We start from the raw sequence: 26,183 nt of genomic DNA, 5'->3' as shown, positions 1-26,183 counted from the left end.
CCTCTCCCGGAACCTTGCTTTCCGTGTTCTCCCCGTTTATGAGCCGGTCATCCATTTTTTCTTCGCCGGGACACAGCGGTACGCTGGCTATTTCGATATCAGGCTCAATCCAGAGAGTTATTTCCTCTGGGGAATAAGAATGGTACCCCTCAATCGTACCTTTTAATATCCGGGCCAGAACCTGTCGGCTCCCCAGGATACGTTTTACATGCTCGTCATACTGTACCATTATCCCGGCAGTGTCCAGCTCCCGGGATATCCATGTCTTTCTCTTCATCCATACCTCCTTGATGCGGCAGGGATTGAAAAAGCCATATCGCCGGACTTCTGTTACAATTCCTGCCCTGTTCATAAAATGTGATTCGTGGCAGAAACTGCCGGAATGTGCGAACGCACGTGTTTTATATAAGACTACTATTATGATACTTTATCATTGTTAGAATGTCAACTTGCCTTTTTATTTTACAGCTGCAAACATTTTCTTCAATTATTTGCTGCTGCAATTCACGGCTCCGGTGTCGTGAATTATATCCATATACTTCAAATCCCTTCAGATATTTCTTGACAACAACAGACTCTTTTGATAAATTAGTCTGTAATCAGACTAATTACGATGAGGAATTAACTTATGAAACCTAATACTTCAGAACAGCTAAAGCGATACTACTCCGCATGGCGGGCCACGAATGCGATTTACGAGGACTGGGCCAAAAAGTATGGTCTCTCTTACTACGAACTTCTTGTGCTGCTTTCCTTGCGGGAAGGAAAAGAACCCTGTACACAGAAACAGATCTGTGAGCAGTGGACTCTGCCGAAGCAGACGGTCCATTCCATTCTCCGCAATTTCCTGGAACGGGAATGGGTAACCTTCCATGTTTTAGAAAATGACAAGTGGAATAAGGGAGTTTCTTTCACGCGGTCTGGCTCTGCCTTTGCCGGAGAGGTTATTGATAAACTGCAGTCGCTGGAATGCAGAGTCTGGGAACGGCTCGGAAATGAAAAAAGCAATGCCCTGCTGGAATCCACCATACTCTATGTTTCTTATTTCCGGGAAGAAAATTTACGTCTGCAGTCAGAACGTGGAGAGGAGGGTTAAATAATGAACCACCGTAAAATTTTTTATCAGGCAGTGATCCCTTCCATGCTGGCCTTCGCACTGTCGGGCATTTATTCTGTGGCCGATGGTTTCTTTGTTGGGAATTCTCTGGGCGATAACGCCCTCGCCGCCATAAATATAGCCTATCCCCTCACCGCTTTCATCCAGGCGGCCGGTACCGGAATCGGGATGGGCGGGGCCGTAATGTTTGCCATCCATAACGGTTCCGGTGATTATAGCCGCAGCCGTAAATTTTTTGGCATTTCCCTGCTGCTTCTTGCCCTTTCCGGATTTCTGTTCACATTATTTTTTCTTGGGAGCGGCGAAAGGATTCTACGGATGTTCGGAGCGGAGGGTGATATTCTCAGGCTGGGGGCAGAATATTTCCGTTATATTGCTTTCGGCACCCTGTTCCAGGTAATGGCTACGGGTATCGTTCCTTTTATCCGGAACATGGGAAGCCCGGTAACGGCCATGTTCGCCATGACTGGAGGCTTTCTGACCAATATTTTACTGGATTATATTCTGGTGTGGGTATTGCCTTACGGAATGACAGGCGCCGCTGTGGCCACCGTAATCGGCCAGGCGGTAACTCTCGCCGTATGCCTGATTTTTCTTATACGGAAACGGGAACTGCCATCCTTATCCTTTGACAAAGAAACGCTGCACATGGCTGGAAAAGTCCTTTTTGTGGCAATATCGCCATTCGGGCTCACTTTTTCACCTAATATTACCCTTATCCTCGTTAACAAAAGCGCCGTATATTATGGAGGGAATACGGCGGTGGCCTGTTACGCTTCCATCAGCTATATATCCTCTGTAGTCCTTCTGCTGCTGCAGGGTGTCAGTGACGGAAGTCAGCCGCTCATCAGCCTTTGCTATGGAAAAAAAGAAATCCGGCAGGCGGCATCCTATCGGAATATGGCCTATCGCTTTGCCCTTGCCGTATCCACCGCCTGTATGCTGGTCATCTTTTTCAGCCGGGAGCATGCCGCCGCTTTGTTCGGGGCCTCCCGCGAGGTAACGGAAAATGTCAGCCGTATCTTTCCTGTTTTCATCGCGGGCTACCTGTTTGTTGGCATCTCCCGGATTACCACCTCCTATTTTTACGCAACGGAGAAAAACCGGTTTGCCTCTATCCTTATTTATGGAGAACCTCTGTGCCTGCTGCTTTTTCTCACTGTATTTCCGCGGCTGTGGGGTATTGAGGGAACCTGGCTGGCGATTCCGCTGTCCCAGATATGCATGACGCTGCTCAGCCTGCTGTTTATCAGGAACCAAAACCGGGGAACAGGGAAAAAGACAGAGGGAACCGCGGAGGGCAGCTATGCAGGAATTTCATGAGCTTATTAAGAATTTTGATAAAATAAGAGACTATATGCGCCAGTTCTATGTATATGGCTTTAAGGTACGAAGTGATTTTGATGCCAAAAGCGCCCGTACCTATGACAATGAAAGACGCCGAATCGAAAGCTGGCTGGGGGATTATACCCGTTCCGGCTATACTGCAAAGGGAAAGCATCTGTATATCAGTGTGGACGGCAAAACCATCCCCCGCAATCCCCTTTATGCCGCATGGAAGTCCAAAACCTTCACGGACAATGATTTGCTGCTGCATTTCTTTCTGACAGATCTTCTGACAGAGAATGAACAAGGAATGACGGCAGGTGAACTTTGTGACAGTATTGTCGCTTCTTATGGTTGTGTCTTTGACAGCCAGACCATCCGCCTGAAATTAAAGGAATATGAATCCCTGGGCCTGCTGTTTTCCGAGAAGAAGGGCAAAGCGTTATATTACCGCCTCGCTCCGGATCTCCCCTGTGAAAAAGGGGCTGCCGCCGGGGAGGCCGATCCGTCTCACGGCCTGTGGGAACGTATTCTGACAGCCGTAAAATTTTTTCAGGAAGCGGTTCCCTTCGGTTTTGTGGGAAGCACGATTCTGGATCGGAGCGGTGCCCGGAATACCTTATTTCAATGGAAGCATCATTTCATCGTCCATACACTGGAGGACGGCATCCTTTCGGACGCACTCAGCGCTATCCGGCAGAAACGCGCTGTACGTCTGGAAAACAAAAGCAGCCGCAGCGGAAAGCTTACGGTTATGGAAGGGATCCCTTTAAAAATCATGGTCAGCACCAGGACAGGAAGGCGGTATCTGTGCCTGTACCAGGAAGAGAGCCGGCGTTTCAACACACTGCGCCTGGACTGCATCACCAAAGTACAGCTTCTTCAGGAATGCCCTTTCTACGAGGAGCTGTCCCTTAAGCTGAAACGGAACCTTCCCCATTGCTGGGGCGTTTCCTTCGGGAGCAGCCGCAGCCGGCTGGAAGAAATATGCATGAAGCTTTATATCGACGAAAAAAAAGAGCCCTACATCCTCAACAGGCTGTACCGGGAGAGCCGGGGCGGGGAAGTGCTCCGGATACGGGAAAATGAATATCTTTACAGCGGCTTCTTTTTCGATACCAATGAAATGCTTTCCTGGGTGAAAACCTTTACCGGAAGAGTTATGGATATCCAGTGTTCCAATCAGGCCGCTGTCAGCAAGGTGACCGGGGACTGGGAAAGGATGTACCATATGTACTGTGATACGGATACGGAAATACCCGAAAAGAATATCTCAGAGGAACCTGACGACAGGGAAAGGAAATAAGTTTGTAAGGAGCTTTCAGACTATTGATTCATGCAGTATCGCAGGCTTGTCTGCGATATGCAGGAGGCATAAAAAATGGAACTTTTTCATGAAATATACAGCAGTTACATAAATGTGGTGCAGCGTATTCTTACGGAGGCGCACCAATCACCCATCACCCTCGGACGGATGGAACAGATCGCGGCAGAAAATGCCTTCGCAGAAAGCGCGCTGGCCATTCTTCCCAAGCTTACGGGTGATGACTGGCCCCTTCTCACTCCCTGCGGGGATCATACCTTTCGTTCCCGACTCGCCCATCCTACGCATATTCCGCTCAGCACCCTTCAGAAATCCTGGCTGAAGGCCCTGTTGGAAGACAGACGTATCCGCCTTTTTTTCAGTGATTCCGATCTGGCGGCTCTTGAGGAAATGCTTAAAGATACCAAACCGTTATACCGGGAAGAGGATTTTTATTATTTCGACCGGTATCTGGATGGAGAGCCCATTGAGGATCCGGCGTACCGCCGGCATTTTGGAATCATTCTGAAGGCCCTGCAGGAAAACTGCGTCCTGCTTGTGGCTTATGAAGGGAAACAGGGAATCAGCCATTTTGAAGTGGCTCCCTATCAGATCCAGTATTCCTCCAAAGATGATAAGTTCCGGCTTTGCTGTCTGAAATACAGCCGGGGTGCCTTTCGCCTCAATACCCAGCTGAATCTGGCAAAAATCAAAGACTGCCGCCTTTCTTCGGAAATCTGTCCCGCCCATACGGCGGATTACCGCTTCCGTCCGGTCAGCAGAGCGCCGGAACCGGTTCTCCTGCGGATAAGCGGGGAACGGAATTCTCTGGAACGGTGCATGCTGCATTTTGCCAGCTATGAGAAGCATACGGAATATGATGAAGAACAGGGCTGTTATCTGTGCTCCATTTATTATGATCGCACCGATGAGACGGAGCTGCTGATCGATATCCTTTCCTTTGGGCCGGTGGTACAGGTGTTGGGCCCCGCCTCTTTTCTGGAACAGATAAAAGAACGGGTCAGGCGGCAGCATTCCTGGTAACCAGATACCAGAAGCAGACACCGGAAATTGCCAGCAGCCCCACGCATACAAGCGGCTGCGCAAGGATACTCCCCAGCCCGGCCACATCGATAAGGAAAAAAACAGCAAGATTCCCTATCCCATGAAAAATAACGGGAGCCAAAAGTGTGCCGGATCGTTCCGTCACCCAAGCAAGCATGATGCCAAGCAGGGAAGCATATATCCCCTGCACCAGGTTCCCGTGGTAAATGCCGAAAACCACGCCGGAAAATACCATGGCAACAGGCGCGCCGAATACCTCTTTGGATTTCCCATAGATAATTCCCCGGAATACCAGTTCCTCGGAAAAAGGCGCTGCAAATCCATACAGGCAGATTCCCAGCCACAGCGGTACGGCAGCCTGTTCCTTTGCCACCTGCTGAAAGGTCTGGGAATGCTGTGCCAGACCGAGATAAGCGATGACAATGTTAAGCCCCAGGGACAGGGCGGCCGCCAGGAGAATAAAGGGAGGAATCCATTTCCAGTCAGGCTTTTTCCCGAGCCGGAAATTCAGGGAGGATCTCCAGACCGCCAGACAGGCCAGGCCTCCTGTCAGTGTCATGAGCAGGTTTGCCATGCCTCCTGTCAGGCCGCTGTTTACCGTTCCCGCATCCAATCCGCCCGTGCTTCCGCCATAACCAAACAAAAGCCCCGCCAGAATCAGCCCTGCCGCCTTGCCGGCTTCATATACCAGAAGCGCCGCTATCACTGACAGCATTGTCCTGAAAATCTGCGGCTTATCAGAGAGTACTTCCTTTTTATTTCTCATATCTGTCCTTCTTAACTTATCCTTTATTAGTTCTATGCTGAATCTCCAGCTTTTTTCTGTTTCAATTTACCCATTATACGCCAGGAACAATACTGCTTGCAACAATCGCAATGGAATTATCTTTCTCCCACAGATTTCTATTCGTAAGGATTAGCCCTTTTCCGTCTCTTTCCCCTTTTTGTATTCATCCCTATATCTGGCGGGAGTGATCCCCTCCGCCTTTTGAAACACTTTTATAAAATGTGACACATTCGTATAACCTGTCCGCTGACATACATCCGCCACACTGGAGCCCTCCTCCTGAAGCATCTGCCTGGCTGCCGCAATTCTCAGCCCCGTCAAATACTCTTTATAGCTTTCACCCGTCTGCTGTTTAATCAGACGGCACAAATAGGTGGATGTAATGTGAAATTCCTGTGCTACCAAATCCAGGCTCAAATCGTATTTGGTACAGTTTTCCTCAATATACCTGACTGCCCGCAGCGCAGTGCTATTCTTCTTTCCTGAAGGTACCGAAAGTTCCTCCTCGCCTCCCCTTCCTGTAAATTCCTTTGTTTTTTCCCTCTCCTGCTTGTAATGCGCTTCCGAATATGTTTTCTGAACTAAAACCGCCCTGCTGTCTGATTGGCTGTCATTTTGATTAATTAGCTTCAGGTCATGACAAATCTCTTCCCGTATTACCCCGGCAGTGATGCCTTTAGCTTCAAACAGCGCACGAAGCGCTTCCGCTGCTTCTTCTGCCTGATACTCCTCACTGACCGCTGCCAGAACATTCATAATCTCATTTTCTCCCCAGAATGGATAAAGCCACACACCCTCATCCGATAATTCTTCAACATCCCTGCAAAGCAATTCCTTCCATTCCATTGTTTCCTCCGGTACTTCGAGCACGCATCGGATTCTGCAGAAGGAAGATGTGTCCAGATGAAGATTCAGCATGGGCAGTCTCTCCCGGATTCCTTCGGAATAACCGCCTCTGGAAATCAAACGGATGGTCTGTTCCCTGAGCGTCTGATATTGTTCCTGCAGCATACGGCTGTTTTTTTCATCCTTTTGAAGCAGTCCGTCAATAAGCATATCAATATTTTCCAGTTCCCAGCTCATACTGTCTTCCGCAGCTACCTTATATTTCTTCACGATTTCCAAAATGGGACGATAGCTTCTCCATGCCGCCATAATCGCCACACACAGCAGCGCCAGGGCAATTCCAAGCAGCACCAGCCATTCCCTTGCCGCAAACACATTTCCCCAGGAAAACCAGCTTTCTTCCGCCGGACGAAAAATAGCCATGATTCTGCCATCATCCGACTGTCTCTCTAAAAGCCCCTCCGTTTCTTCTCCGTAAATTCGTATTCCGTCATAATAAAGTGTAAGCTCTCCATCCATTCGGCCTGCAATCTTTTCCATCCGCTTTGCCAGCCTGTCCTCCGGAATTTCCATACAGAGAATACCCCTGCTGCCTCCTGTCATAGCATACTTCTCCAACGGATAAAGGAAAAGTGCCGGAGCGCCTTCATTTTTCAGCAGAAAAAATGCCCGGTCCGTCTCTTCGCACATTTCACCAATCAGTGCCGCTGTATTTTCGCTGTCTTTCTCATTCATAAATTGTTTCAAGTGTACCTGAAGCGGCATCGTAGTACCGGAAGATGTAAAAATATTTTCATATCCCTGATATTTCAGGAAATAATAATCCGATATCGAATTATTGCTGTAATATTTCTTTAACTGCGCGAGAAGTTCCACCTCCCGGTATTTATTCTCCTGAAAATAATCCAGAGAAAATTCTTCCCTTGAGGCCAACTCCACCGCCATACTGCGTATGTCCGCAAGCTGGCTGTCCAAATCTTCTATTATCGTATACATCCTGGCCTCTGTCACCCTGATGCTTTCATTCCGCATTCTTACCGCAAGCTGCCATGCCGCCATAATACTTAGCATTGCCAGAGCAATCAGCACAACACTTGTATAGGATATAATATAGCTTCTCAGTGTTCTGGAGCGAAACCTGTACTTTTTACCCTTTCCCATATCTTCCCTCCCTCTGATAACCTCTATGTTCCAGTATAGCAGAAGTATCATTTCCGTACCAGCAGTTCACCTGAAGACTTATCCTTCCCTTTTACTTCCTCCTATCGTAACCGGAAGAAAGCGTTCCATTTGCATGCCTTAACCTTTTTAAGGGCCGGGAATACCCGGCCCTTCTCATTTTCTTTGATTACTTCTGTACTCCTGTGAAATCAGCATAAGAGTCCTTACAGATTTCCATATATTCCTCTATTCCCATATTTTTCAGTTCTTCAAAAAAGGTGTCAAACTCTTCCAGTGCTCTCTGTCCTACCACGAACTTCGCTGTTTCCGTATCTACATAATTCTTTATTACTGTCTTGAGATCCGTATAACGGGCTGCCTGATCTGTTTCCAGATACATGCTGGGAAGCCCGTCTGCCAGATGTCCCTGCTGTGTCTCGTAACAGATGGATCTATAATGGTCATCGGGATTCGTCAGATCCAGCCCTGGATATTCCGGGTTTTCCACTCCGGCCAGCTTCTGGGAATACAGCTTCATTTTCCCCTCATCTCCGGGAGTTGTCTGCGATATCTCAATTGCATTTACCCAATAGTCGAAATCGGATTCATACTTACCTGAAGCCACATCACCAAATACCAGAACCCCGTTTTCATCAAGACTGAAGCCTTCAATCATATTCATGGTATCTTCACTGCCTTCTGCACAGCCATACAGCCTGTAAACAGAGCCTTCATCGGAGTAGAAGTAATCAAGCAGTCTCATACAGACCTCCGGATATTCCGTGTCAGCTGATATACAGGCAGTTCCCAGAGTGTAGCTGGGGGTTTTTCTGGTTACGCCGTTTTCACACCATTGGCTGCTGACAGGAGTCGCCGCGATAAATTCATCAAATCTGTCTGGAAGGGAAAGATAGGGAGCCGCATCGCACAGAACAGGCACAGCGCCTTCCGTATACAGCGCCCTCGCCGCCGTTTTATCAATGGTAAAAAAATCAGGATGTATCAGCTCTTCACTGTACAATGTATTCAGCAGGGTAACATAATCTCTATACTTTTCCTGAGAACAGGGAATCACTATTTCTTCTGTCTCCACATCCCATGCAGGCAATGTCATGTCAGTTATATCCGTTGTTATCCACCCGAAAGCATTCTGAAGGAATTCTTTATCATTTCCCCATGTAGATACCATTGGCCAGATTTCATTAACTCCCATAGAAGCCGGATCCAGTGCCTTAAATGCTCTCAGCATATCAACAAATTCGTCTAAAGTTTCTGGCTCCTTCTCTATACCTGCGGCCTCCATATACTTGGTGTCGATGAATACTCTCTGCGTGCCGAGTGTATCTCCCCAGCCGGGAAAACTGGCACTGATATTAGGCATCGTATACATCTTACCGTCCGGAGCGGTATTTTCAGCCTTAGCCATTTCGTTTTCAGAAAGTATTTTATAAAGATTCGGTGTAAGTTCCTCACTGATATAATCACTCATCGCAAGAAACTGCTGTCCATCCATACCATATGTAACCATATCGTTGGCACTCAGATGCATATTCAGTATAATGTCGGGAAGATCATTAGATGCCAACATCAGATTTCTGCGTTCTTCATAAGTCGATGTATTCACTTCTTCGATTTCAAGATTAATATTCAGCTTTTCTTCAATAAATTTCACAAACCAGTTTTCTTTAACATCATTGTTGGCAATAGATTCTCTCATAGTGAGGACACGAAGCGTCACCTCTTCTCCCTCCTTTACAATAGGGCGGAAGGAATCCAGATTCAGATATTCCGGATACTGCATGGCGGCCTCATCGGATGAATTACCGCCGGCATTTTCCTCTGCCTGGGAGCCCTGAACCGCTCCCTGTTCTTCCTGGGAACCAGTCTGTGCGCCGCTTCCCGTACCGCAGCCGCACATCAGTACCGCCGCCATGCTGACAGCAACAACCTTTTTCCATATTTTTTTCATTAACTAAATCCTCCTGTTATTATTTGCGGAATCGGTTCCCTCTGATAAGGGCCGCGATTCTGTTTTATCCTGCAATACTGCAGGCCGTTTCCCAATTGTTAAACGCTACTCCTTCACAGCTCCCACCATAACCCCTTTCACAAAATATTTCTGTACAAAGGGATATGCAATAAGAAGCGGCGCACTGGCTATAAATACCATTGTATACTTCATGGTATAGGCCGCATAAGCCCTTTTCGCGCTGTCCACAAGTTCTCCGGGCTGCATGGACTGCCGCATCATACTCTCATCCAACGCATTCTGGTTCTGAATCAGTACTCTTCTGAGTACCGACTGCAGAGGTTCCAGTGTCTGATCCGATACATAGAGTAAGGCATTAAAATAATCATTCCAGTGCGCAACCGCATAATACAGAACCATAACTGCTATGATGGGTTTTGCCAGAGGCAGGGCGATTGACAGAAATGTTTTCAGTTCCCCTGCTCCATCTATTTTAGCCGCTTCGTAAATAGAATCCGATATGCTTGTCATAAAATAAGTCCTGGTCACAATCAGGTTATAGATACTGATTCCGCCTACAAGAACCAGGGCCGCTCTGGTATTAATCAGGCCGAGATTCTTCACCAGCAGATAAGAAGGAACCATGCCTCCGCTGAAATACATCGTAAGAAGGAAAAATCCCATAAGCAGTTTTCTGTGCGGCAGATACTTCTTGCTTACCGCATAAGCCGCCGGAATCGTTAAAAAAAGATTAAAAACCGTCCCCAGAACCGTATAGAAAATAGTATTGGCATACCCTTTCCAAATCTGTTTATAAGCGAATACTTGTTTATAGGAATCCAGCGTAAATCCTACGGGTCTCCAAACCACCTCTCCCGTAGCAACCGCACTCGGCTCAGAAAAGGATGCTATCACTGTAAAGTATAATGGATATACGGTTATAAATAAAATGAATAGCATAAAAATACAGTTGCCGATATCGAATACCCCTATTTTTTTCTTCTTTTTCATAACCACCTCACCATAATCCGATTCCCGATACTTTTTTAGCTATCTTATTGGACAGAAACAGCATAATAACATTTATCACGTTATTGAACAGCCCGATAGCCGTAGAATAGCTGAACTGTCCGCCTAACAACCCAATCTCATATGTATACGTGGAAATCACCCGGGAAGTTTCCAGATTCAGATCATTCTGGAGCAGAAATATCTTCTCAAACCCTACCGTCAGAATACTTCCCGTACTCATAATGAACATAATAATAATCGTGGGAAGAATACAGGGTAAATTTACATGCCTGATAATCTGCAGCCTTCCTGCCCCGTCAATTTTGGCGGATTCAATCAATTCCGGAGATACTCCCGCCAGTGCCGCCAGATATATAATAGTACCCCAGCCGGTAGACTGCCAAACCCCGGACCAAACATAGATACTGCTGAAATACTTTGGTATGGTAAGCAAATCTGCGTTTTTTCCCGTAATCATCCCATACAGGATTCCCAGCGGCCCGTCTCTGCCTACCATCAATATGACAAGACTGCACATGACTACGGAAGAGAGGAAGTAAGGCGCATAAGTAACCATCTGTACCGTTTTCTTGAAAAATACGCCTTTCAGTTCATTAAAAAGGAGCGCCAGAATGATTGCACAGGGAAACGTCAGCAATGTATATAAAGAAATAGACAAAGTGTTGCGTACCAGCTTCCAAAAGTCCGGATAGGTCAGAAAACGTTTGAAATATTTCAGCCCGGCCCAGTCACTTCCCCAATATCCCAGCTTCGGCTTGAAATCCTTGAAAGCAATAATGATTCCATACATGGGTCCATAGGAAAAAATCAAAACATATACGAATGCCGGCAGCAGCAGCAGATAAAGCTGCCAGTATTTTCTTAAATGAATCTGTAGCTTCTTCAATTCATATTTCCCTCCTGATATCGAACTTTTTCTTTTTTTCATCAATTAAGGTATCCGGTAAATAATGCACCATAATACTGTAATTACCCAACATCCAATTTACCTTATTCACTAATCCCCCTCCTGTTCTTCATACCTTTTGTCAAATTGCATCGTCATTGACTACAACAAAATTGTATATTCAAATTATTTTTTATTCAATATTCATAACTTGCACTTGAATAATGTTATCTTATATATGTCAAAACAGCGGTATTGTAAGTATAAGAAAACAGGATTCTCTTTGTAACTTATATAAAAAAGGCGGTTCTCCTATATCGTCTGATCCAACGTATAGCGGAAACCACCAATCTTTATTGTTCTAATCTCCAATGTTTCTTTTAAATTAAATACAAATGTCCGTTTTAGTTTGAAACTAGGATGTAACAGAACTTCTGAACACATTCCCTTCGTAAAGCTTTAAATACTCTCCAGCCTTTCCTTCAGACGTACTACCTGCTCCACCGTTTTTTCCGCCAATGTACCATCCTGATATATTCCAATATTCCAAGTGACAGCTCCATTTCTATTCCGACATTCTTTGTAAAAATCCCAAAGTTCTTCATCCGTAAAACGGGGCGGCGCAATTTCCCCGGCTTTTTCCCAATGCGCCCAAAAACAATCCAGCCATACAAGACAGTGCCATTGCATTCCCCCAGGCAGCGGCTTCTCAGGCCTGTGATTCAGCGTATTCGCCTCTCCGCCAAGATAATCCTGTTCCGTAAAGGCATATTCCATTTTTTCCGCTCCCGGATTCATGGCAATCACTGCATCCTTATTCCCTGCACAGGAAGCAGCTTTCCATTCGCAATAGTCAAATCTGTCATTCGTCCATCCTTGTGTGCGAAGAAAATCCTTTGTCAGAGAATCATAACACCCATCAAACCACCATCCATCAATCAATGTTCCAAAACGCTCTGCCCACTCTCTGATAACCTTCTGATAACGTTCCTGGAAAACAGATTTATCCTCTAAATCAAGATCCCATCCGAATTGTTCCCGAAGTTCCTGTATATTAGCATCCATCTCCGACGGAAGATAGGCAATCAGCCGTATACCTCTCCGCTTCAATTCCTGTGCCAGCTCCCACATAATATCCCTTCTGGAACAGCATCCCGGTACCGCTGCTTCCAAATGGCTGTTATAGGAACAATATCTGCCCGAATTCTGTCCAAACGGAAAAATAACCCACCCGGCCCCCATCTTTTCTATCTCATTTGCAAAATCTATAATGTTGAAGGCTTCTGTCATTTCATCCCAATTTCCGAATCCGGGACCTTTTTGAGGTTGTATGTCACTCAGATAATGTACCATTACACCATAACGATTTCCCTGCATCCACTTAATTTCTCCCATTTCTCTTTTCCCCTTTCTATCCGGACTCCGTATTTTCCCTGCCTGCTAGCTGTAATAATAGTCTGCCTTATTGTTATTCGCTACAATAATATTCTAAATCCTAGTTTTTTTTCAATCAACAGCTATAACTTATACTTGAATCATGTTATTTTGACATTTATAAAGCCAGCGGTATCGAAACTGCATGAAAACCATATTCCAATACCTCCATATAAATTTTTGACTAGTACTTTTTAACAAGCAAAGTAAGAAAACAGGCGGGACAGTCCACTCTGGATTATCCCGCCTATCTGTCTATTCTCTGCACTTTTACCGCTTTCAATGGAGTTTCTCGAACTATACCTGCCAGTAAAGCAGTCGTACATTAAAAGAAATCCCCCTGACATACACTCAATGAATCACATAATCAGAACTCTTTCCAATTCATCCAAATCATTCACTATATATTCCGCCTCCGCAGCCTCCAGTTCCCCTTCCGGCGCATACCCATAGGCAACTCCAATCTGATGAAGCCCCTTCTCCCGGCCTCCGATGATATCAAACTTCCGATCGCCTACCATGACAATATCATCGCAGGGAATGTTTCCATCGGGAAAGAAACGCCGCAGGGCTTCCGCCACCACTTCTTCCTTTTGACAGCGTGTTCCGTCCAGCTCGCTTCCCACAATCACCTCAAAATATCCATCAATATCGAAATACTCCAAAATCAGCTTTACAAAATGCTCCGGTTTGCTGGATGCAACAGCCAGATGGCATCCAGCCGTCTTCAAATTCTCCAGCATCTGCTTCATTCCGGGATAAATCTCATTCTCATATAAACCTTTTTCCGAAAAACGCTCCCTGTACTTTGCCACCGCTTCAGCTGCCTGTTCCTGATCCATCCCATAAAACTCACGGAAACTGTCAGTAAGGGGCGGCCCGATAAAAGGCTCAAGCTTGTCCAGATCCGGTTCTTCGATTCCCATACAGCGAAGGGCATACTGCACACATTGGGTAATACCCGGTTTCGGATCGGTAAGTGTTCCGTCCAAATCAAATAAAACATAGGGAAACATGGCTTTATCCTCCTGATCTTTTTCTCACTATAACAAAGTTCATAACAGAAGTCAAAAGGCTTTTCTTCTGAAATTTGGGATATTTGCACAATTTCAGAGGGGCATTTTTGTACGATATATTCTTGACAGTAAGACGCCATAGTGTTATTCTGAAAATCTGCCTGAAAAGGATTCCGTTTTTTACCATCATCCTTTTTTATTCTGTTCAGGCGGCATCTCAGACTTTCAGACAGTGACGCTGTGCATCAAACAGCCTCTCACCGTTCTTTACAGGAGTATATCCTGTCTTTTTCCGCCGGCCCTGAGTACCGGGCTTCGGAAATATTTTCTTCCTGTTCCCATTCACCGATCTGTGCCCGCGGCAAGGGAGATTCCTGCCGGCGTAAGGCATAGTCTCTATTTGTTTACCTGGAAAGGGGTGACTTTTTTTCATGATTGAAGTATCTCATATTACCAAAACCTACCGCGTGGCACGGCGTGACGCTGGCTTTCGCCATGCCTTCCGCAGCCTGTTTCGGCGGGAATATGAAGTGATCCGGGCACTGGACGACGTTTCCTTCACCATAGAGGATGGGGAAATGGTAGGTTACATAGGGCCGAATGGGGCAGGCAAAAGCTCCACCATCAAAATTCTCAGCGGAATCCTGACTCCGGACTGCGGGGAATGCCGGATTAACGGCCGTGTCCCCTGGGAAAACCGTATCCGGCATGTGGCTGAAATCGGCGTGGTTTTCGGGCAGCGTTCCCAATTGTGGTGGGATGTCCCTGTGGCTGATTCCTTTGAACTGCTAAAAGACATTTATCAGATCGATGAAGCTCTCTACCGGAAAAACAGGGATGAACTGACTGAGCTTTTAAACCTTTCCCAGCTTCTGAGGACACCTGCAAGGCAGCTTTCCCTCGGTCAGAGAATGCGCTGTGAAATCGCCGCCTCTCTCCTGCATTCTCCGAAGCTGCTTTTCCTGGACGAGCCGACCATAGGCCTGGATGCCGTATCCAAACTGGCTGTGCGCGATTTCATCAAACAATTGAATGCTGTCCGGCATACCACCGTGATCCTCACCACACATGACATGCAGGATATCGAAGCTCTTGCAAGCCGGATCCTTCTGATCGGAAAAGGAAAAATCCTGATGGACGGCACTCTGGATGATATCCGCAAGGGTGGGGAAAGCATTGATGAAACTGTCGCCTCCCTCTATCAGCAGTATGACATATAGGAGGGACAGCATGAAAAAATATTTGTCTTTTTTTCGTCTGCGGTTTATTACAGGGCTGCAGTACCGTACCGCGGCCCTGGCCGGCATTGCCACCCAGTTTTTCTGGGGAGCCATGGAAATCCTCACCTTCCGGGCTTTTTACCAGTCGGATCCCGCCTCTTTTCCCATGACGCTGCAGGCCACAAGCTCCTATATCTGGATACAGCAGGCATTTCTGGTGCTGTTCATGGGCTGGAATATGGAAGCGGAATTATTTGATGCCATACGGGACGGCAATATCTCTTATGAGCTGTGCCGTCCTCTGGGCATCTATCATATGTGGTTTGCGAGAAGCCTGGCTTACCGCCTCTCCCGTGCAGGGCTGCGCTGTCTTCCCATATTGCTGGCAGCGGCGTTCATTCCGGCTCCCTACGGCCTTGCCGCACCGCCGGATCTGCAGGCCTTTCTGCTGTTTTTGCTCACTCTGTTCCTGGGACTATTTAACGTGGCGGCTTTCTGCATGCTCATATATATGCTTTCCTTTTTTACCATTACTCCTGACGGCATCCGTATTGTGGCGCTGTCTGTGACTGAGCTGTTGCAGGGCGCCATCATTCCCCTTCCTTTCTTTCCTGATGCAGTGAGACAGATCCTGGAGCTGCTTCCTTTTGCCGCCATGCAGAATGTGCCCCTGCGGGTATACAGCGGTGATCTTTCCGGCGCCGCTCTGGAACAAGCCATCCTTCTGCAGTTCTTCTGGCTTGCTGTCATGGTATTTGCAGGCAAGATTCTGGAACAGCGGGCAATGAAACGAATTGTAGTACAGGGAGGTTAACTATGTATATCAACAGACACCAGAAAGCGGCGGCAGAATGCGGCGGCTTCCATCTTTATAAGCAATATTTCCTGATTCAGCTGAAAAGCGCCATGCAGTATAAGACCTCTTTTTTTCTTACCTGCATCGGTCAGTTCCTTGTCTCCTTCAATGTATTTATAGGGATTTACTTTATGTTTCAGCGTTTTCACACGGTTAAAGGCTACAGTTACAATGAAGTGCTGCTCTGCTTCGGCATTACACTGATGGAATTCGGTCTGGCAGAAGCTTTTGCCAGGGGCTTCGATTCCTTTGCTTCTATCATCGGGAACGGTGTTTTCGATCGCATTATGGTACGTCCCCGCAGCCTGATCCTGCAGGTGCTGGGACAGAGGATTGAGTTTACCCGCATCGGCAGAATGCTGCAGGCCGTGATAATGTTTGCCTACGGCCTGGCAGCCGGCAGGGTGGATTGGAGCCTTTCCAAGGTTCTTGTCGTCCTCTTTATGCTGGCGGGCGGCACCGCTCTTTTTTCCGGTATTTTTCTGATTTATGCGGCAATCTGTTTTTTTACACTGGAAGGGCTGGAATTCATGAATATCCTCACGGACGGGGCCCGGGAATATGGCAAATATCCTGTTGATATTTACGGGAAAAGGGTGCTGCTGTTCGCTACCATTCTCGTTCCCTACGCCTGCATCCAGTACTATCCCCTTCTTTTTCTCCTGGATCGGGGCAAATGGTGGTATGGGCTGCTGCCGGCAGGAGGCTTCCTCTTTCTGCTTCCCTGCTATATGCTGTGGAGGATAGGGGTGAGACATTATAAATCGACCGGTTCCTGATGCCTTATATATGGTAAAAATCTGCCCTGCCTTTGTCCGCCTCACTAATTGTGTATCCTTTCTCTGCGTGCTATAATTGCTGTAATCAAGTCACTCAGCAGCCTTTTGTCTGCATAAAGCGGACGAAAGGTACTGCCGGAAGGGAAGGGAACTGATATGTCTCACATTTTACTCGTGGAAGATGATCCGGAAATCAACAGGCTCTTAACTGATTTTCTCACAGAGAACGGCTATCAGGTGACCAGTCTGTTTAACGGCCTGCATGTTCAGGACTGCCTGGCCCGGGAAACAATCGACCTGATACTGCTGGATATCATGCTTCCCTACCGGAACGGAGATCGGGTTCTTGCAGATATACGCAGGCAATATACCCTGCCCATAATCATTATTTCCGCAAGGGAAACGACGCAGAATAAAATCGATCTGCTGCGCCTGGGCGCGGATGATTATATTACCAAGCCTTTTGATATGGAAGAGGTACTGGCCCGGATAGAAAGCAGCCTGCGCCGGATTCAGTTTCAATCGGCGGTTCCGAAGCGCCTGCAATACAAGAACCTGATTTTTGACGGAGAAAAAAATACGGTCTTCCTGAACGGACAGGAACTGCTCCTGACTGCGAAGGAACTGGCCATACTGGAATTGCTAATGAGATATCCCGACAAAATATTTTCCAAGGCCAATCTGTTTCAAAGTGTCTGGAATACGGAGTATCTGAACGAAGATAATACGCTGAATGTCCATATCAGCAACCTGCGCAATAAAATGAAAGCACTTTGCCCTGATGAAGAATATATTGATACCGTATGGGGAATCGGTTACCGGCTGCATAAGGCTGAGGATTGATTCCCCGGCTTTATTTTTTCTTTATTCCTTTCTTGATCCACTTAAGAAATTCTTTATGTTTCCGTTTTACACTATAAAAATATAGAAGAGGTAAAAATTGAAATTCTCTTAACCGATTGGAATTCAATACCGCCGCATTCATACAAAAGTGCACAGACAGGAGTAAAAATGAAAGACATAGTAATGGAAGCAAAGGATCTCACAAAAAAATATAAAGAGGCTGTCGTACTGGATCATATTAATCTGCAGCTGGAAAAGGGGAAAATATATGGCTTCATCGGCCGGAACGGCGCGGGCAAAACTACTTTCCTCCGGCTCATAACCGGTTTGGCCTTTCCAACCTGCGGAACTCTGGCTCTGTGGGGGAAATCCGGAACACAGGAATTGCAGACACAGAGGAAACGGATCGGCTGTATGATTGAAACACCGGCGCTTTTCCCCAGTCTCTCCGCCCATCAAAATATGGAGGTACAGCGGCTGCAAAGAGGGATTCCGGATAAAACAGTCATTGATAAATGCCTGCATATGGTTCATCTGGAAGACACCGGAAAAAAAGCGGTCAGGAACTTTTCCCTGGGAATGCGCCAGCGCCTGGGCATTGCCGCCGCTCTTTTAAATATGCCCGAATTCTTAATTCTGGACGAACCCATTAACGGGCTGGATCCGGCAGGTATTGCAGAAATCCGCAATCTGCTGAAGCATCTTAACCAGGAATATGGGATGACAATTCTGATATCCAGCCATATATTGGAGGAGCTTTCCCACACCGCATCCCAGTTTATCTTAATTGAGAAGGGGAAAATCATGGAAGAACTGTCCGATTCCGAACTAAATGAACGATGCAGGCAGCATATCGCAATCAAATCGGCTGATCCGCAAAACACACTTCTTATACTGGAGGAGAAACTGCAAACCGATAACCTGCAGTTAATGCCTGACGGAACGATCCGTTTATATGATCATTTAGAAAACATGGAACAGGTTGCCCGGATCCTGCTGGAATCCCATATCCTGGTAACAGAGCTGCATCTTTCAGGGGATACCCTGGAGGATTATTTTCTGCGCAGAGTGGGAGGTTATTCCCATGATTAATCTGTTAAAAGCCGAGTATTATAAACTCCTGCATAAACAAAGCTTTTGGGGATTGCTGTTCTTTTCCCTTGCTTTGGGAAGCCTTCTTCTGACGGACAGCAAAAACACGACTTCCGATCTGGTGAAGGGTTCTCTTTATAATCTTCCTCAGATATATTTCATAAGCATCCTGTTTGCCGCACTTTTTATAGGTGAAGATTTTGAAAACCGCACCATATCGTCTTTTATCAGCGCCGGTCATAAACGGGGAGCCGTCTTTTTCGCCAAAACCCTGTCCTATCTGACAGCAAGCACCGCCCTTTTAGCCGTTCCCGTGCTTTTTCATTCTGCCGCCGCGGCAATTCTGGGAAAGACAGCTATTCTTTCGTTTTCAAATATGCTGACCCTTTTCATGGCGGTTCCTGCCATGGGAATGCTGCCGCTGCTGTTCGCTTTTCTTTTCAGGGATATCGGCAAAACCTTTGTCATCCCCATGGTGCTTTATTTTCTGATGATCTTTGCCCTTAACAGCAGCAGAGCCGCGCAGCTGGCAGTACTTCTGCCGATAGGACAGATACGGCTTATTTCCTTAAACCAGTTAACGTCTCCAACAGCAGTAACGGCCGGGATCGACGGGGTATGGATTTTCTTATCCGGTCTTCTTGCCTATGGCAGCTTCTGCCGTTGTGATCTAAAATAAAGGAGGGGATTCGTTTGAATAATTTACTGAAAATGAACAACTATCAGCTGCTTCGGAACCGGATATACCTTGGCGGATGCATCGGCATTTTTCTGCTGGGTTTTCTGACTGCAAGAACCTATGAAACCGATGTCCTGGGTGCAAGCGGAGGCATTGCCGCATCCCTTTCGGATATTTTCATTGGGATGGTATATGACTCCACCTTTCTTCATATTATCGTTTCCAGCCTTCTTGCCCTGCTGCTCGGCCAGGAATTTTCCCACAGGACTATCAGCCAGGAGGTTTGCTCCGGCCATGGAAGAGGAACGATCTTTGCGGGCAAAGTGATTTCCTATCTGCTTGCCTTTAATTTCATGATCATCCTATACCCTTTTGCAGGATGTATCCGGCAGGCCTCCCGTTTCGGGCTTGGCGGCGCCGGGTCATTTCTTTTCCTTGTAATAAAGGCAGTCCTTTATTCCTTTCTCCTGAACAGCGCGGTATTCCTGCCTGCTTTTTTCTGCTGTTTCTGGCTCAGGAACAACGGTAAAGCCGTTGCTTTTACAGCAGGACTGACCTTTCTTCTCAGTCTGTATCTGGGATATGGAATGAAGCTGGGCTTTCCTGTTTCCTTCTTGCCTGCCTATCAGATACGAAAAGCGGTCAGCACACAGGCCCTGTTCCTTCCGTCCTGCCTGCTGTCGGCTGCTGTGTGGGCGGGCGGGATGCTCTTCCTGTCCTGGCATATGTTCCGTAAATGTGATTTGAAATAGATATGGGATTCAGGGGTTTATCGGAAAAGAGGTGATTGATATCCGTATTATTATTGGTCTTTCCGCTCTGCTGTTAATAATCCTGACTGTAAAATATATCAGGATGAAAAAACAAATAAGATACCTTACCGGGCAGATAAACGATTTGGCTGACGGAGCGTCGGAAAAAATGCTGGATATGTCTCTGGTTGACAGGGATTTGGAAAAACTTGCCGGAGCTATCAATAAGCATTACGCCAAACAGCGTTATACGGTAGCCCGTGCCGTACAGCACGAACAGCGTCTGAAAGAATCCATCGCTAATATTTCCCACGATCTCCGGACTCCCCTGACCGTTCTCATGGGGCATCTTCAGCTGGTCCGGAAATCGGACTTGACACAGGAGCAAAACCGGCGGGTGGAGACGGCTCTCCGCAAAGCGGAAAGAATGAAGGAATTAATGGAGACTTTTTATGATTTGTCTCTTATCGATTCGGAACAGGCGGCGCCGGTAAAGGAAAGGATCAATTTTTCCAATCTGATATTGGATTTTCTGACGGAAAATGCACCGCTGCTGGAAAGCAGAAATATCCTTCCGGATATCCGGCTGCCTGGCTGTTCGGTCTTTCTTGATACCGATCGGATTATGATGGAACGTATCCTTCAGAATCTGCTGTCCAATGCTGTGCGTTATTGTGCGGGGGATATTATGATCAGCCTTTCTGAGGAGGGAAACGGAAAGGTTGTTTTTTGCATGGAAAATACGGTGCCTGCCGGTACAAAAATCGATACTGCGCGGATATTTGACCGGTTTTATACGGGAGATCCATCCCGGCATGGGGAAAGTACGGGGCTGGGGCTTGCTGTTGTTAAGGTGCTGACAGAGAAGCTTGGAGGGGAGATTGATGCGGGGATGCGGGGGGATGTGCTGTGGATAAAAGCTGAATATTCAATTTATAAGTAAATTCAGAATACACAATGCCGAAACAATAATACTTTTTCTCAAAAAAGATTCAATTTATAATAATACAATTAAGGACAAAGCCCAGAAAACTGGCCTTGCCCTTTAGCAATTAATGTTTTAACGTATATTATTAGTATTGTACATACTTTTCGTAATCTTTAAATAAAAGATATCTTGGTTCCTCATCTTCTATAATAACAGGCAATCTTTCATTGGCACTATAAAACCGATTATCAATCGTATCATCATTCGTGGAAGAGACTTCAAAAAGCATGATCTGTCCGGTTCCTTTTTCTCCAATCCAACGGTGATATTGTCCAGGCATTAAAGTTATGCTTTGACCAGGTTCTAACTTTACAGTTCCACCTGCTTCTATCACCTTCTTCTCTCCATCCATACTCACTTCAACAGGTGTATCGGCAAACTTTTCATGTTCATCTGAATTATAAAGTTGTATCAAAAGATTACCCCCTCCTCTGTTTATTATATCTTCTATTTTTTTCCAGTGAAAGTGAAATGGCAGTTCCTGCCCATCCCCAACCAGCAAAAGTTTTTCAGCATATGGTTTCGGATATTCCTCCTTCTTATAAAAATTTCCATTTCGGAAAGTAAAAATAAGTAGCCCAGTCTTTGCAAAATCACCACTGCCAAAATCGGTAATATCCCACCCAAGCATATTATCTATAATTTCTTTTTGGCTTTCGCTGAAATTTCTCCACTTTTCTAAATTCCAAGTGGCAAATGAAGGAAATTTCAATCCTCTTTTATCAACAAAACTTATCGCATCCTCGACGATACGATTAACCTCAGATCTTTTCATACCATTCTCCATTCTGCCGTTATAAGTACGACATAGATAATATTATCTTTTCTTATGTTTACCTAATATAAAATGTCGCAATTTGATGCTTATGAAGTATTTTTTCATAGGTTACTCCAAAACAGATTTCACCGCATCCCCGCTCCATCAAATCGACTTCCTGAATATACCTTTCTTCAGAAAAAATAATCTTTACTTTTGAAGAAGTTCCGTTTGCTTCATTAATTCTAAGAATACAGCCTTTGCCATCTTCAGCAAGTTTGAAAGCTGTCACTACAATGTCTCCCTCCACGGAAAAAGGAAGTTTCAGCATCGCTTCATTGTATTTGTATCCCTCTTTTGTTATTTCTGAACAGCTTATCTTTTCAGTATAGGGCCATATGGAAAATTCAAATTTATGTTTTCCTGCATCTCTAACACCATCCACATCCCATATTTCATCAACGCTTGGCAATACAGTATCTCCAGTCATTGTGGGAGATCTTAATAAAGACATTTCAAAGCACCCCGGTATCCATTTAACTGATGGAATTCCTTTATTCAGTATAACTATACCCTCCGATTCGCTAATCTTATGCCTAACCCAATGCAGCGCCGGGAATTCACCAATAGAACGAGTAGCCAAAGTCTGAAAATCATCTGAAAAAGGAACCATATCATCGGGATTAAAGCTTCTTTGAATAAATCCATAAGGAACCTCCCAATCAGATTCAATTGAATCATCTGCAACTGGTATAGCAACACGCAATCTTTTATTTGAAGTGTCCCAATTAACATTCAAGTAGAAATCAAGTCTTTCTCCATCATCAGAAGCCTCCACCTTCATTTCCCAGTCCAGGCATTTTACTCCAGGATCAGCTGCCTCATGACGGCCCCGCCATAAGATACTAAATTCCTCTTCATATACTGCATAATTATAGTCACCAAGAGTTACATAATCGCCAAGAAAATATGCATTATGATTGTCCCCCCACTCACACTGAAGAAGTAATTCCCCAATATGAATTGGGCCGCTGCAATTTTTGGTGTAAGTCATATTTTTGTATTGAAAATCACCAAATAAATCCTTTCCATTTTTCAATACAGATGTAATTCCTTTTCGGTCATAAAAAATTTCCATTTTCCCCAGACATTTTTTATGTATACCTGAAGTTCCTCTTTCTTTTCCCAGTACCCGATTGATATTTACCTTATTTTTTCTCAAGACATATTTATCAGCAATCGATTCCGCCTCGTCTAAGTAATCCATTAACTCATCTTGTCCGCTGTCGATATGAGCACCACTGATGGAATCGTGGTGCATATTAAGCATCAAATCCTGCCATGCCTGAGTGAATTCAGGATCGTTTTTATGATATTTCTTATCTGTCCAAGCTGCTTTTGCAACTTTAGCTTCCGCTTGCAAAAGCTTATAGGTTACTTTTCTTACTCTTTGTTTATTCTCAATTCTTGTAACATAACAACCTTGATGAACTGGATTCAAATCTTCCGTAGGTTTTTGATATTCACTTTCAATCTGTTCGTAATAATTTTTATTATCATTCCAGTATTCAGATATATCTCCAAACCGGAATTTTATCAGCCCAGTATATTTTTTATTCAACTGTTCAAGTGCCTTTAAAATGCATTGGTTAGGAAGAACTTCCTCACCGCCAATTAATACAAACTTTTTTCCTTTTCCTTCTTTTGCAGCTTCTTCTAGAAAGAGCAGCGTTTCCTTTTCTGTAAAATTATGCTCCGCAACCATTCCTGTACCATGACACTCTGTGCATCCATACCCACTACATTTCTTACAATGAGCGTGCCGGCTCAAACCATAGTAAGTTGAACCTCCCTTTTCCCAGGAGTCGGTTTGCAGTCTTTTATCAACGCAAGGAATTCTTGTCCCATCTATTCCTACCCAAAAATCATCTTTACATACTCTGTATTTAGTACCTCCCACCATTTCTGCTCCAGCTAATTTTAAAACCTGCGGCATATTGGCACTATTCCCGAAAGCATCCCAAATCCAGGCTATTTTTGTCCCTTCATAATCGTCTCCGCAAAATTCGTCATAAAACTCTTTTGCCAGAAGATAATTTCTGCTTAAGCCCTCTGCCGGTACATAGTTTGTTTCTGGTGTAAGTTCACCCTGGAGCAGAATTTCCAGTTTCTTCTCCCTTATTAATTTTTTAATGTATTCTTTTCTTTCAGGATATCTTTCCAGATAAGTCCTCCAGACAATATACTGGCCTTCGCTGTATTGATATCCATCTTCTGCCATACTCAGCCAGGTATTAATAATATATTCCCACACATCCGCATAGCTTCTAAGCATAACTGCATTTTTATATAGTGGTTTTGCATAACATCTTGCCCATTCCGGATCCAGATGATTATGATAAATAATAACGACCTCGCGCATTTTCTCCATTTTTAACCTCCTTGCCCAATAATTCAATCCTCTTGCTATCTTTATTTATTTTATTCCAGACAGCATAACTCCTTTTACAAAATAATCCTGTGCAAGAATATAAGCTATTAATACTGGTACAACAGCTAACGTAGTTCCTGCCATAAGAACAGCCCAATCCGTTGTAAAAGTTCCATTCAATAGAGCAAGTCCCAAAGGCAACGTATACTTATTTAATGTATTTAAAAAGATTAATGGACGAATATAATCATTCCATGTTGACAACATTACAAAAATTGCCAGTGTGGCCAATGAAGGTTTCGAAAGCGGAAGCGCAATTGAAATAAATACTCTGCCCGGAGTCGCACCGTCCATTTTCGCTGCTTCAACTAAAGATTGAGGAACCGTTTCAAAAAACTGCTTTAAGAGAAATGTCCCAAATGCAGATACAATATTAGGTAAAATCAATGCTGCATGTGTATCGATCAGCCCCAATTGTTTCATAACCATAAATGTGGGAACCAGGGTTGCATGAACGGGAATCATCATTGTGGCAAGGTACCCAATAAAAATAATTTTACGTCCTTTAAATTTTAGTTTTGCAAAGGCATATCCCGCGCATGCACTGGTAAATACCTGTGTAATAACAACTATTAAAGTAATAATAAAACTGTTTTTAAAAAATGCCAGAAATGGCATCCTGTTATTTGTCAGAAGTCTCACATAACCACGTAATGTAGGCTCCTTTGGTATCCATATCGGAGGAAAGGTAAATATCTCCGATGTTCCTTTAAATGATGTAGATATCATCCATATGAAAGGAACAATCATTACAAACGAACCCATTATTAAAAAGAGATACTTAAATGAATTAATTATTCTTTTTTTCTTTTTTGATGCCATATCTACTCCTTTGACTTATTCACTAATATCATTTACCTTTACAAATTTAAACTGGAGCAGTGTAAGAATAAGAACTATCAAAGTAAGAACAACCGCCTGAGAACAGGCATATCCCATTTTAAAATAAGAAAATGCATTTTGGTACAGATAATGAACCATAACAGACGTACTTCTAGCAGGCCCTCCATCCGTCATCATCATCACCAGATCAAATACCTGGAAAGAACCTATAACCGATGTTATGATAACAAATAAAGTAGTGAATGAAATCATCGGAAATGTTATATATCTGATTTTCTGCCAAAAATTCGCCCCATCCAGTTCAGCCGCTTCATAATAACTGCTTGAAATGGATTGAAGTCCAGCCAAAAATAACATCATATTATACCCCATATTCTTCCATATGTTTGTTATAATGACTGCTGGCATAGCCCATGTTGTATCACTAAGCCATGCCGGCCCTTCAATTCCAATCAATCCCAGGAAATAATTAACCAAACCAAATTGAGGGTTATAAAGCCAGTTCCAGACAATGGCCACTACTACCATTGATGAAATAACCGGTAAAAAATAAATAGCCCTCCAAAGCTTCAGCAGTTTTATCTTACTATCTAATAAAACCGCCATGAAAAAAGAGATTATAAGACACAAAGGTACTGAAACCACAGTGAAATAAAAAGTATTACCCGTTACCTTCAAAAAAGTCTTGTCTCTGAAAAGAGTTAAATAATTTTCAAGTCCTACCCATTCCATGCTCCCCAGCAAATCCCATGATGTAAAACTTATTCCAAATGTAGCCACTACAGGAAAAACTGTAAAAATCAAAAATATCAATAAATTAGGAAATAACAAAATAAAAACCCATATTCTGTCTTTATAAAACATTTGTTTTATTTTTTGCATATAATCACTTTTCCCATCCGTATATGTACCATGTAATGCAGGGACGTCCAAAGCTGTCT

Annotated in this window: 23 protein-coding genes and 1 pseudogene; 12 read left to right on the top strand and 12 right to left on the bottom strand. The window is 44.8% G+C overall.

What is annotated here, in order from left to right; translation table 11 throughout:
* A pseudogene (locus BLA28_RS31105) lies at positions 1–277 on the bottom strand (hypothetical protein); the annotation flags it as partial.
* Positions 278–628: 351 nt separating this feature from the next.
* Between BLA28_RS31105 and BLA28_RS31100 the strand changes: the two are divergent.
* The 4 genes from BLA28_RS31100 (at position 629) to BLA28_RS31085 (ending at position 4,790) form a co-directional block, all read left to right on the top strand.
* Entirely contained in the window at positions 629–1,096 is a 468-nt protein-coding gene (locus BLA28_RS31100; protein ID WP_071699738.1) for a MarR family winged helix-turn-helix transcriptional regulator, read from the top strand.
* A gap of 3 nt (positions 1,097–1,099) precedes the next feature.
* A complete protein-coding gene (locus BLA28_RS31095) occupies positions 1,100–2,440 on the top strand; it encodes an MATE family efflux transporter (protein WP_071699737.1) in 1,341 nt (446 codons plus the stop codon).
* On the top strand, positions 2,424–3,749 hold the full coding sequence (locus tag BLA28_RS31090) for a WYL domain-containing protein (RefSeq protein ID WP_071699736.1): 1,326 nt from the start codon (positions 2,424–2,426) through the stop codon (positions 3,747–3,749). The genes BLA28_RS31095 and BLA28_RS31090 overlap by 17 nt, the downstream gene beginning before the upstream one ends.
* Positions 3,750–3,824: 75 nt before the next feature.
* Positions 3,825–4,790 carry a WYL domain-containing protein gene (locus BLA28_RS31085; protein ID WP_071699735.1) on the top strand — a complete coding sequence of 322 codons (966 nt, stop codon included), beginning with the start codon at positions 3,825–3,827 and terminating at the stop codon, positions 4,788–4,790.
* On the opposite strand, the gene BLA28_RS31080 is transcribed toward BLA28_RS31085, so the two are convergent.
* The 7 genes from BLA28_RS31080 to BLA28_RS31050 all read right to left on the bottom strand — a co-directional run bounded on the left by BLA28_RS31080 (position 4,768) and on the right by BLA28_RS31050 (position 13,942).
* Positions 4,768–5,577 (bottom strand): CPBP family intramembrane glutamic endopeptidase, encoded by an 810-nt coding sequence (locus tag BLA28_RS31080; protein ID WP_071699734.1) that lies wholly within the window; start codon positions 5,575–5,577, stop codon positions 4,768–4,770. The two genes, BLA28_RS31085 and BLA28_RS31080, sit on opposite strands and share 23 nt — an antisense overlap.
* 150 nt (positions 5,578–5,727) lie before the next feature.
* Positions 5,728–7,605, bottom strand: coding sequence for a helix-turn-helix domain-containing protein (locus BLA28_RS31075; RefSeq protein WP_169897326.1), 1,878 nt, complete (start codon positions 7,603–7,605; stop codon positions 5,728–5,730).
* A gap of 187 nt (positions 7,606–7,792) precedes the next feature.
* Positions 7,793–9,574 (bottom strand): type 2 periplasmic-binding domain-containing protein, encoded by a 1,782-nt coding sequence (locus BLA28_RS31070; RefSeq protein ID WP_071699732.1) that lies wholly within the window; start codon positions 9,572–9,574, stop codon positions 7,793–7,795.
* 105 nt (positions 9,575–9,679) lie between these two features.
* Positions 9,680–10,585, bottom strand: coding sequence for a carbohydrate ABC transporter permease (locus tag BLA28_RS31065; protein ID WP_071699731.1), 906 nt, complete (start codon positions 10,583–10,585; stop codon positions 9,680–9,682).
* Between the two features lie 7 nt (positions 10,586–10,592).
* Positions 10,593–11,492, bottom strand: coding sequence for an ABC transporter permease (locus BLA28_RS31060; protein WP_242955530.1), 900 nt, complete (start codon positions 11,490–11,492; stop codon positions 10,593–10,595).
* Between the two features lie 459 nt (positions 11,493–11,951).
* Entirely contained in the window at positions 11,952–12,887 is a 936-nt protein-coding gene (locus BLA28_RS31055; RefSeq protein WP_071699729.1) for an alpha-L-fucosidase, read from the bottom strand.
* A 398-nt stretch (positions 12,888–13,285) separates the two neighbouring features.
* Entirely contained in the window at positions 13,286–13,942 is a 657-nt protein-coding gene (locus BLA28_RS31050) for an HAD hydrolase-like protein (protein WP_071699728.1), read from the bottom strand.
* A 431-nt stretch (positions 13,943–14,373) separates the two neighbouring features.
* On the opposite strand from BLA28_RS31050, the gene BLA28_RS31040 reads away from it, so the two are divergent.
* From BLA28_RS31040 to BLA28_RS31005, 8 genes are all read left to right on the top strand, one after another.
* Positions 14,374–15,162, top strand: a complete 789-nt coding sequence (locus tag BLA28_RS31040) for an ABC transporter ATP-binding protein (protein ID WP_009254242.1) — start codon at positions 14,374–14,376, stop codon at positions 15,160–15,162.
* A 10-nt stretch (positions 15,163–15,172) separates the two neighbouring features.
* On the top strand, positions 15,173–15,976 hold the full coding sequence (locus tag BLA28_RS31035) for an ABC transporter permease (RefSeq protein ID WP_071699726.1): 804 nt from the start codon (positions 15,173–15,175) through the stop codon (positions 15,974–15,976).
* Positions 15,977–15,978: 2 nt separating this feature from the next.
* Complete coding sequence (locus BLA28_RS31030) at positions 15,979–16,797, top strand: ABC transporter permease (RefSeq protein WP_071699725.1); 819 nt, start codon at positions 15,979–15,981, stop codon at positions 16,795–16,797.
* Between the two features lie 156 nt (positions 16,798–16,953).
* Complete coding sequence (locus BLA28_RS31025) at positions 16,954–17,640, top strand: response regulator transcription factor (protein ID WP_071699724.1); 687 nt, start codon at positions 16,954–16,956, stop codon at positions 17,638–17,640.
* A gap of 168 nt (positions 17,641–17,808) precedes the next feature.
* Positions 17,809–18,732: an ATP-binding cassette domain-containing protein gene (locus BLA28_RS31020; RefSeq protein ID WP_071699723.1), complete on the top strand. Its 924-nt coding sequence runs from the start codon at positions 17,809–17,811 to the stop codon at positions 18,730–18,732.
* On the top strand, positions 18,725–19,411 hold the full coding sequence (locus BLA28_RS31015) for an ABC transporter permease (protein ID WP_069152210.1): 687 nt from the start codon (positions 18,725–18,727) through the stop codon (positions 19,409–19,411). The genes BLA28_RS31020 and BLA28_RS31015 overlap by 8 nt, the downstream gene beginning before the upstream one ends.
* 14 nt (positions 19,412–19,425) lie before the next feature.
* Positions 19,426–20,163, top strand: coding sequence for an ABC transporter permease (locus tag BLA28_RS31010; RefSeq protein WP_071699722.1), 738 nt, complete (start codon positions 19,426–19,428; stop codon positions 20,161–20,163).
* A gap of 31 nt (positions 20,164–20,194) precedes the next feature.
* The gene (locus BLA28_RS31005) at positions 20,195–21,106 is read left to right on the top strand and encodes a sensor histidine kinase (RefSeq protein WP_081365680.1); all 912 of its coding nucleotides are present in this window, start codon (positions 20,195–20,197) and stop codon (positions 21,104–21,106) included.
* 130 nt (positions 21,107–21,236) lie between these two features.
* Here the strand turns inward: BLA28_RS31005 and BLA28_RS31000 are convergent, their stop codons facing one another.
* The 4 genes from BLA28_RS31000 to BLA28_RS30985 are packed head-to-tail and all read right to left on the bottom strand — an operon-like array spanning position 21,237 to position 26,124.
* Positions 21,237–21,926: a D-lyxose/D-mannose family sugar isomerase gene (locus tag BLA28_RS31000; protein ID WP_071699739.1), complete on the bottom strand. Its 690-nt coding sequence runs from the start codon at positions 21,924–21,926 to the stop codon at positions 21,237–21,239.
* 58 nt (positions 21,927–21,984) lie between these two features.
* Positions 21,985–24,339 (bottom strand): glycoside hydrolase family 38 N-terminal domain-containing protein, encoded by a 2,355-nt coding sequence (locus BLA28_RS30995; protein ID WP_071699721.1) that lies wholly within the window; start codon positions 24,337–24,339, stop codon positions 21,985–21,987.
* A gap of 45 nt (positions 24,340–24,384) precedes the next feature.
* The gene (locus tag BLA28_RS30990) at positions 24,385–25,221 is read right to left on the bottom strand and encodes a carbohydrate ABC transporter permease (protein ID WP_071699720.1); all 837 of its coding nucleotides are present in this window, start codon (positions 25,219–25,221) and stop codon (positions 24,385–24,387) included.
* A 15-nt stretch (positions 25,222–25,236) separates the two neighbouring features.
* Entirely contained in the window at positions 25,237–26,124 is an 888-nt protein-coding gene (locus tag BLA28_RS30985; protein WP_069156545.1) for a carbohydrate ABC transporter permease, read from the bottom strand.
* Positions 26,125–26,183: the final 59 nt, after the last annotated feature.

It is taken from the genome of Eisenbergiella tayi (genome assembly GCF_001881565.1).
GTDB classification, from domain to species: domain Bacteria; phylum Bacillota; class Clostridia; order Lachnospirales; family Lachnospiraceae; genus Eisenbergiella; species Eisenbergiella tayi.
Note: the sequence above shows the minus strand (reverse complement) of the source record. Positions and strands in the feature narration are given on the sequence as shown.

Excerpts from the sequence above, each read along its gene's own strand:
- BLA28_RS31100 (WP_071699738.1), top strand. The coding sequence starts at position 629 with ATGAAACCTAATACTTCAGAACAGCTAAAGCGATACTACTCCGCATGG.
- BLA28_RS31030 (WP_071699725.1), top strand. The coding sequence starts at position 15,979 with ATGTATATCAACAGACACCAGAAAGCGGCGGCAGAATGCGGCGGCTTC.
- BLA28_RS31025 (WP_071699724.1), top strand. The coding sequence starts at position 16,954 with ATGTCTCACATTTTACTCGTGGAAGATGATCCGGAAATCAACAGGCTC.
- BLA28_RS31080 (WP_071699734.1), bottom strand. The coding sequence starts at position 5,577 with ATGAGAAATAAAAAGGAAGTACTCTCTGATAAGCCGCAGATTTTCAGG.
- BLA28_RS31065 (WP_071699731.1), bottom strand. The coding sequence starts at position 10,585 with ATGAAAAAGAAGAAAAAAATAGGGGTATTCGATATCGGCAACTGTATT.
- BLA28_RS30995 (WP_071699721.1), bottom strand. The coding sequence starts at position 24,339 with ATGGAGAAAATGCGCGAGGTCGTTATTATTTATCATAATCATCTGGAT.
- BLA28_RS30990 (WP_071699720.1), bottom strand. The coding sequence starts at position 25,221 with ATGGCATCAAAAAAGAAAAAAAGAATAATTAATTCATTTAAGTATCTC.
- BLA28_RS30985 (WP_069156545.1), bottom strand. The coding sequence starts at position 26,124 with ATGCAAAAAATAAAACAAATGTTTTATAAAGACAGAATATGGGTTTTT.
- BLA28_RS31075 (WP_169897326.1), bottom strand. The coding sequence starts at position 7,605 with ATGGGAAAGGGTAAAAAGTACAGGTTTCGCTCCAGAACACTGAGAAGC.
- BLA28_RS31040 (WP_009254242.1), top strand. The coding sequence starts at position 14,374 with ATGATTGAAGTATCTCATATTACCAAAACCTACCGCGTGGCACGGCGT.
- BLA28_RS31020 (WP_071699723.1), top strand. The coding sequence starts at position 17,809 with ATGAAAGACATAGTAATGGAAGCAAAGGATCTCACAAAAAAATATAAA.
- BLA28_RS31035 (WP_071699726.1), top strand. The coding sequence starts at position 15,173 with ATGAAAAAATATTTGTCTTTTTTTCGTCTGCGGTTTATTACAGGGCTG.
- BLA28_RS31095 (WP_071699737.1), top strand. The coding sequence starts at position 1,100 with ATGAACCACCGTAAAATTTTTTATCAGGCAGTGATCCCTTCCATGCTG.
- BLA28_RS31070 (WP_071699732.1), bottom strand. The coding sequence starts at position 9,574 with ATGAAAAAAATATGGAAAAAGGTTGTTGCTGTCAGCATGGCGGCGGTA.
- BLA28_RS31090 (WP_071699736.1), top strand. The coding sequence starts at position 2,424 with ATGCAGGAATTTCATGAGCTTATTAAGAATTTTGATAAAATAAGAGAC.
- BLA28_RS31050 (WP_071699728.1), bottom strand. The coding sequence starts at position 13,942 with ATGTTTCCCTATGTTTTATTTGATTTGGACGGAACACTTACCGATCCG.
- BLA28_RS31055 (WP_071699729.1), bottom strand. The coding sequence starts at position 12,887 with ATGGGAGAAATTAAGTGGATGCAGGGAAATCGTTATGGTGTAATGGTA.
- BLA28_RS31015 (WP_069152210.1), top strand. The coding sequence starts at position 18,725 with ATGATTAATCTGTTAAAAGCCGAGTATTATAAACTCCTGCATAAACAA.
- BLA28_RS31085 (WP_071699735.1), top strand. The coding sequence starts at position 3,825 with ATGGAACTTTTTCATGAAATATACAGCAGTTACATAAATGTGGTGCAG.
- BLA28_RS31000 (WP_071699739.1), bottom strand. The coding sequence starts at position 21,926 with ATGAAAAGATCTGAGGTTAATCGTATCGTCGAGGATGCGATAAGTTTT.